At 74.5% G+C, this 4,132-nt stretch carries 4 protein-coding genes and 1 pseudogene; 1 reads left to right on the top strand and 4 read right to left on the bottom strand.

Features of this window, described 5'->3' with window-relative positions:
• The first annotated feature begins 66 nt into the window (after positions 1–66).
• Positions 67–2,592, top strand: coding sequence for an FtsX-like permease family protein (locus AOK24_RS39385; protein WP_055724728.1), 2,526 nt, complete (start codon positions 67–69; stop codon positions 2,590–2,592).
• A 92-nt stretch (positions 2,593–2,684) separates the two neighbouring features.
• On the opposite strand, the gene AOK24_RS39380 is transcribed toward AOK24_RS39385, so the two are convergent.
• The 4 genes and pseudogenes from AOK24_RS39380 to AOK24_RS51760 all read right to left on the bottom strand — a co-directional run.
• Positions 2,685–3,122 (bottom strand): rhodanese-like domain-containing protein, encoded by a 438-nt coding sequence (locus AOK24_RS39380; RefSeq protein WP_055724727.1) that lies wholly within the window; start codon positions 3,120–3,122, stop codon positions 2,685–2,687.
• Complete coding sequence (locus tag AOK24_RS39375; RefSeq protein ID WP_055724726.1) at positions 3,119–3,652, bottom strand: cupin domain-containing protein; 534 nt, start codon at positions 3,650–3,652, stop codon at positions 3,119–3,121. Before AOK24_RS39375 ends, AOK24_RS39380 begins: the two co-directional genes overlap by 4 nt.
• A 55-nt stretch (positions 3,653–3,707) precedes the next feature.
• Positions 3,708–3,755, bottom strand: coding sequence for a hypothetical protein (locus AOK24_RS52545; RefSeq protein ID WP_331454204.1), 48 nt, complete (start codon positions 3,753–3,755; stop codon positions 3,708–3,710).
• Positions 3,756–3,964: 209 nt separating this feature from the next.
• Positions 3,965–4,132: pseudogene (locus AOK24_RS51760) on the bottom strand (FAD-dependent monooxygenase); the annotation flags it as partial.

The following is a 4,132-nucleotide window of genomic DNA, read 5'->3' as shown; positions in this document are numbered from 1 at the left end:
GGTGGGTGAGGGCGAGTGTGGACGCGTGCCGTCGACTCCCCTCACAACAGAAGAGAGCCCGCCCTCATGATGCTGCGTTACGCACTCAAGACGGTCCGCGCCCGCAAGGCCGGCTTCCTCGGGGCCTTCCTCGCCCTGATGTGCGCCTCCGCGCTCGTCACCGCCTGCGGCACCCTCCTGGAGACGGGACTGCGCGGCACGATCCGCACCGAGCGGTACGCGGCGACACCCGTCCTGGTCTCCGGTGACCAGAACGTCCACCGGACCACCGTCCAGCGCAAGAACGGCAAGACCAAGGTCAAGCACAAGGCCAAACCCATCGCCGAGCGCGCCTGGCTGCCCGAGGAACTGGAACAGCGGATCGCCGCCGTCCCCGGCGTCGCCCGCGTCGTCCCCGAACTCACCTTCCTCGCCGTCCCCTCGACACCCGGCCACGACCCTGGCCCGCCCTCCTACGGCCACGCCTGGCACTCCGCCGCGCTGACGCCGTACCGCCTCGTCGACGGGGCCGCTCCCCGGGGCGCCGGCGATCTCGTCGTCGACAGCGGCCTCGCGGCGCGGGCGCGGCTGGCGGTCGGCGACCGGCTCACCGTGCAGTCGACGCAGGCCCCGCGCACCTACCGGGTCAGCGGCATCGCGGCGGCGACCGGCGTGCGCCACCAGACGTCCCTCTTCTTCTCCGCCGGCGAGGCCCGCAGGCTGGCCGCGCACCCCGGACAGGTCACCGCGTTCGGCGTGCTCCCCGCCGAGGGGACCGACCCCGGCGAGCTGAAGCGTGCGGTCGGGCGGGCCTTGGACGGTACGGCCGCGCAGGTCACCGCCGGGGACGCGCGCGGTCCCGTCGAGTTCCTGGACGCCGCTGCCGCGCGGGTCCGGCTGATCAGCATGGGCGGGGCGATGGGCGGGACCTCGCTGCTCGTGGCCGTGCTCGTGGTCGTCGGGACCTTCGGGCTGTCGGTGCAGCAGCGGCACCGGGAACTCGCCCTGCTGCGCGCCGTCGCCGCGACCTCGGGGCAGATCCGCCGGCTGCTCGGGCGGGAGGCGCTGCTCGTCGGGGCGGTCGCCGGGACCGTGGGCGCGGTCGCCGGGCTGCCGCTGGGGAGCCTGCTGCACGGACGGTTCGTCGACCTGGGCGCCGTACCCGCCACGCTGGAGCACACCGGCAGCGTCTTCCCGCCGCTCGCCGCCGTCGCCGTGACCCTGCTGGGCGCCTGGGCCGCCGCACGGGTCGCCTCCCGGCGGGTCGTCCGGATCCGGCCCGTCGAGGCGCTCACCGAGGCCGTGGCCGAACCCGCCCGCCCCGCGTGGGGGCGGTTCGCCGCCGGTCTGCTGCTGCTCGCGGGCGGTGGCGCCCTTGTCGCCGTACTCGGCGTGCTGCGCACCGAGCCCGCCGCGACGCCCGTGACCTTCCTCGCCGTCATCGTCCTGTCCACCTCCGTCGCCCTCCTCGGCCCGCTCCTCGTGCGAGCGGCCACGCTGCTCCTGTCCGGGCCCCTGCGGCTCACCGGTCACGGGGGCCGGCTCGCCACCGCCAACCTGCGCGGCAACGCCGCCCGCACGGCCTCCGTCGTCACCCCTCTCACCCTGCTCGTCGGCATGACCTGCACCGTCCTGTTCGTCCAGCCCACCCTCGGTGACGCCGCCCGCGCCGAGGCCCGCGAGGGGGTGCGCGCCGACTGGGTCGTCGACTCGACGGGACCCGGCGTCCCCGCCCCGGTCGCCCAGCGGCTGCGCGCGCCTGGTGACGCCGTGACCGAGGTCGTCCGCACCACCGTCCGGGTCGGCCTCGACAAGTACCCGGCGCAGGGCGTCACTCCGGCCGGTCTCGCCCGCACCTGGGACCCCGATGTCACCGCGGGCTCCCTCGACCGGCTCACCGGGAACACGGTCGCCGTCAGCGAACTGGCCGCGGACCAGCTCGGTCTGGCACCCGGCTCCCCCCTGAAGCTGACCCTCGGCGACGGAACGCCCGCCACGCTCACCGTCGCCGCCGTCTACTCCAGGGGCCTCGGCTTCGGAGACCTCACCCTCGCGCACGACCTCGTCGTACGCCACGTCGACAACCCCCTGTCAGCCTCCCTCCTCCTCAGCACCAGCCGTACACACAGAGAACTCGCGACTACGCTCCGTGAGTTCCCGGATCTCCGAATTCTTTCCCCGGACGCCGCGGACTCGGTCCGGGCGGCCAGGCAGCAGGAGAACGCCGAGGTCAACCTGTTCGCGATGGGGCTGGTCCTGGCCTTCACCGCCATCGCCGTCGTCAACACGCTCGGCATGTCGGTCTCGGAGCGGGTCCGGGAGTTCGCGCTGCTGCGGCTCGCCGGGGCGACGCGGCGCCAGGTGCTGCGGATGCTGCGCACCGAGGCCCTGTCGACCCTGCTCCTCGCGACCGCGCTCGGCAGCGGTATCGCCCTCGCGGTCCTGACGGCGTTCAGCGTCGGGATGACGGGGCGTGCCGCGCCGGCGGTCGCGCCGCTCGTGTACGTCACCGTCGTCGCCGTGGCCGGGTTGCTCGCGCTCGTGGCGACCGCGGTGCCGGGGAGGGTGGCGTTGCGGGTGCGGGCGGTGACGGTGGTGACGGCGAGGGAGTAGGAGGGCCGGGGCAGGGGGGCAGTGGTGGTGAAGGAGGCGGTGCGGTGGAGGCGGGCATATTGTCACGCAAGCTGCGCCCGCCTCGGCCCCCGCTACCGCGTGACCGGCAGCCCTGCCGCCCGCCACGCCTGGAACCCGCCCACCAGGTCGGTCGCGCGGTGCAGACCGAGCCGGTGCAGGGAGGCGGCGGCGAGGCTGGAGGCGTAGCCCTCGTTGCAGATCACGACGACCCGCAGGTCGTGTCCGGTCGCCTCGGGGGCGCGGTGGCTGCCCTGAGGGTCGAGCCGCCACTCCAGCTCGTTGCGCTCGACGATCAGGGCGCCGGGGATCAGCCCGTCGCGCTCGCGCAGGGCGGCGTACCGGATGTCGACGAGCAGCGCGTCTCCCGCGCGGGTGGCCTCGTACGCCTCCCGCGCCTCCACGCGCGCGTACGTGGCGCGTGTCTGTTCCAACAGGGCGTCGATTCCCACGGGGGGCTCGCCAGGGGCACCGCCGTGGCCGTCCGTGTCGTCCGTCTCGCGCGCGCTCACTGCCAGTCCTCCGGGCGCTCCACCTGCTCCAGGCGCAGCACCTGCCCGGAGCGGCTGTAGCGGCGGATGCGGGGGAGCGGCGGGTAGTACGCGTGGACGGAGACCGCGTGCCGGTCGGGGGACTCGTTGAGGACCTCGTGGATGTGGTGGCGGCCGAACGCGCGGCCCTCTCCGGCGGACAGGACGCGCTTCCGGTCGACGTCCTCCGACAGCTCCAGGGTCTTCCAGCCGTCGGTGGGGAGGCGGGCCGCGAGGGAGTTCTCCTTGAGCGTGCCCCGGGCGGTCAGGAAGGCGCCCACCGAGTCGGCGTGGTCGTGCCAGCCGGTGCCGGTGCCGGGCGGCCAGCCGATGAGCCACGCCTCGCTGCCGGCGGGCCCTTCGAGACGGATCCAGGTGCGGCCCTCGGGGTCGAGCGGGAGGGACGCGATCAGCTCGGCGTCGGCGGCGGTGCGCCGTACGAAGTCCAGGAGGTCGGCCTGGGTGGGGACGCGGGCGGACGTGGGGAGGGAAGGGGCGACAGACACGGACACCGTCCTGGTGAGGTTCGCGGGGAGAGCGCCGTACGCGCGCGTGAGGGGATGCGAATCAGCAGGAGGAGCGACACACGCAGCCCGCGTAGCGGACGAGGTCCATGTGGACCCTCCGCCACAGGTGCACGCAGGTGTCGGTCACGATCCGGAGTAGACCATGGCCGTACAGGGCGGTCAACCGGCTGTCACCATGCGGACAGAGAGGAGGTGAGCAGCGATTTCGTCCGACGATCCGACCGGCGATGATCGGACCGGAATCGCGCTCCCGCGCGCGGGCGACACCACCCCACCGCACGCCGCCCCCTCTCACGCTCACTGCACCCCCGCTTCCGCCTCCTCCCGCGCCGCCCCTCCCACCGCCGTCTCCGCCGCCGCGTACAGGTCCGCCGGCCGTACGCCGTTCAGCGCGGCCACCAGATGCCCGTCGGGGCGGATCAGCAGCACCGTGTGGGGTGCGGCCCCCGGATAGCTCTCGGCGAC

This window comes from Streptomyces niveiscabiei (assembly GCF_001419795.1).
Classification (GTDB): domain Bacteria; phylum Actinomycetota; class Actinomycetes; order Streptomycetales; family Streptomycetaceae; genus Streptomyces; species Streptomyces niveiscabiei.
Note: the sequence above shows the minus strand (reverse complement) of the source record. Positions and strands in the feature narration are given on the sequence as shown.